This is a genomic window from Bradyrhizobium sp. (assembly GCF_049512235.1).
Classification (GTDB): domain Bacteria; phylum Pseudomonadota; class Alphaproteobacteria; order Rhizobiales; family Xanthobacteraceae; genus Bradyrhizobium.
Window position 1 is genome coordinate 1 of the sequence record NZ_JBEKXH010000702.1, and the last position, 2,668, is coordinate 2,668.

General features: G+C 63.7%; 2 protein-coding genes and 1 pseudogene. 2 read left to right on the forward strand and 1 reads right to left on the reverse strand.

Features of this window, described 5'->3' with window-relative positions; genetic code table 11:
* Together ABSG20_RS34150 and ABSG20_RS34155 are read left to right on the forward strand one after the other, a co-directional pair.
* Positions 1 to 209: gamma-glutamylcyclotransferase (locus tag ABSG20_RS34150; RefSeq protein ID WP_423868845.1), on the forward strand; the 209-nt coding region annotated here is incomplete at its 5' end.
* A 117-nt stretch (positions 210 to 326) separates the two neighbouring features.
* Positions 327 to 2,303, forward strand: coding sequence for a KUP/HAK/KT family potassium transporter (locus ABSG20_RS34155; RefSeq protein ID WP_423868846.1), 1,977 nt, complete (start codon positions 327 to 329; stop codon positions 2,301 to 2,303).
* Positions 2,304 to 2,366: 63 nt separating this feature from the next.
* Here ABSG20_RS34155 and ABSG20_RS34160 read toward each other — a convergent pair.
* Positions 2,367 to 2,668 (reverse strand): annotated as a pseudogene (locus tag ABSG20_RS34160) (N-acetyl-gamma-glutamyl-phosphate reductase); the annotation flags it as partial.

Genomic DNA, 2,668 nt, shown 5'->3' on the forward strand with positions numbered 1-2,668 from the left:
ATCACGTCGATGATGCCACCCTGGAGCAGCTTGACCGTCTCGAACGCGAGGGCCGCGCCTATGACCGCAAGGTGACTGACGTCCACGAGGCTGGCCACAAGGTCCAGGCCCATATCTACATCGGGGTTGCCGGCTACTGGCATCACCGGCACCTGCCGGCCTGGACAATCCAGAACAAGCGCCGCGAACTGGAATGGGCCCCCTCTTGAACGTGTATAATTAACTTTAACAATCTTTGATTGTACTACTTCCCCGGCTTGATTTAGCTCAACACCTCACAGCCCAAGCTGCGCCAAAAACGCAAAAATGCGAATGATCACTGTACGATGAACGATTCCGGTCCGAAGCGGAAAGTTCGTCCCGCAATTGTCCATGACGGCGCGGCGCCCGGCCATGCCCCGCATGGCGGCCTTGCCGCGCTCACGATCGGCGCCATCGGCGTGGTTTACGGCGATATCGGCACCTCGCCGCTCTATGCGATCGACCAGATTTTTCTCGGTCCCGCCGGCGTTGCGCCGACTCCCGATCATGTCCTCGGCGCCATCTCGCTCGCGATCTGGACCATCATTCTGATCGTCGCGGTCAAATACGCCATTCTGGTGCTGGCTGCGGAAAACGACGGCGAAGGCGGCGTGTTCGCGCTCTACGGCCTGCTGCACCGATACAAGAAACAGGGCACCCAGCTGATGCTGTGGTCGCTGATGCTGGGCGCGGGCCTGTTGCTGGGCGACGGCATGATCACGCCGGCGATCAGCGTGCTGTCGGCGGTCGAGGGGCTCGACGTCGCCACGCCCGCCTTCGCGGCCTCAGTGATCCCGATTACGGTGACCCTTTTGACCGGGTTGTTCGCGATCCAGTTCAAGGGTGCTTCCCGCATCGGCGTGGTTTTCGGACCGATCCTGCTGGTCTGGTTCGTGGTGATCGCCGCGCTCGGCGCGGTCGCCATCGCGCGCGAGCCTGCGATCCTGATGGCGTTCAATCCCGCTTACGGCGCGGCCTTCCTGCTGCAGGCAGGATTTCGCGAGGCCATCCTGATCCTCAGCGTTCTGATCCTGGTCGTCACCGGCGGCGAGGCCATGTATGCCGACCTCGGCCATTTCGGCGCACGCCCGATCCGGATCGGCTGGTTCACGGTGGTGTTCCCGGCTCTGCTGCTGAATTATCTCGGCCAGGGCGCCTATCTGCTCGGCGGCGCCGAGATCGCGGGCGGCAAACTGTTCTACAGCCTGGCGCCGGCGCCGCTGTTGCTGCCGCTTGTCGTGCTGGCGACCATGGCGACGATCGTGGCGTCGCAGGCGCTGATCTCAGGCGCATTTTCACTGGTCTCGCAGGCGATCGGCCTCGGCCTTTTGCCCCGTCTCGACATCCTGCATACCCATCGCCATCACGCCGGCCAGATCTATATTCCGATCGTCAATTGGGGATTATATCTCGGCTGCATCGGGCTGGTGATCGGCTTCGGCTCATCTTCGGCGCTGGCGGCCGCCTATGGTCTGGCCGTTGCCGGCGTGATGCTGATCACGTCCTTTGCCATGTTCGCGATTGCGCGCCGCTACTGGCAATGGGGCGTGGCGCTGACGACGCTGGTCTGGGTGCCCTTGACCGCGCTCAACGGCGCCTTTCTGATCGCCAGTTCGGTCAAATTCCTCGAAGGCGGGTTTGTGCCGCTCTCGGTCGGCGTCGCGGCCTTCCTCACCATGGCGACATGGCGCTGGGGACGCAAGGCGACGTTTGCGGCCTATGCCGCGCGCTCGACCATGACGATGGCCGAACTGGTCAGACTGCATCGCGCCGGCACCAGCTTTATCGAGCGCAACGCGCTGATCATGGCGCCCAACCCGCTGCGCCACCCGACCGATCGCGCGCCGGCGCTGGTCGGGCTGCTGCTGGAGCGCTATGGCGTGCTGCCGCGCAATCTGATCCTGGTCGAGGTGACCCACCCCAAGGTGCCCTACGTGCACGATAACCGCTATCACATCACGGTCTTTGCGCGCGACAGGGAACGCGGCAGCGTCATCGGTGTCGAACTGCGTTTCGGCTTCATGGAAGAACCGAACGTGGAACGCTATCTCGAAAGCATGGCGCGGCATCGGGAGATCGACCTGCCGCCGCATCCCTCGCAGTGGATCGTTCACGTTTCCCACGAGAACCTGCTGCCCGCCCGGCATATGAATCCGCTCCGGCGTCTGCGCTTCCGCCTGTTCCTGTTGCTGCGGCGGCTCTCTCGTCCGGCCTATTATGCCTATCACCTTGGCAACGAAGTGCAGCTTTCCGCCGAGATCATGCCTGTCAAAGTGAGGTAGCGCGGGCGCCATGGGCGGCGCGCACAACACACCCGCGTCCAAACAGCCGCGCCGGCGCGAAGCTCAGGTCTCGACGCCAAGCATGATGCCGATGTTCTGCACGGCTGCACCCGAAGCGCCCTTGCCGAGATTGTCGAGACGCGCGACCAGCACGGCGTGGCCATGCCTCGCATTGCCGAAGACGCGCAACTCAAGCAGATTGGTGTCGTTGAGCGCCAGCGCATCGAGCCGCCCGGCCCTTGCCGATGGATCGTCCGCCTTGATCACCTTGACCCACGTGGCGTCCGCATAATGGGTCGCAAGCACAGCCTCCAGGTCTTGGGCGCAGGGCTTGCCGGGCAGCGTTTCGAGATGCAGCGGCACCG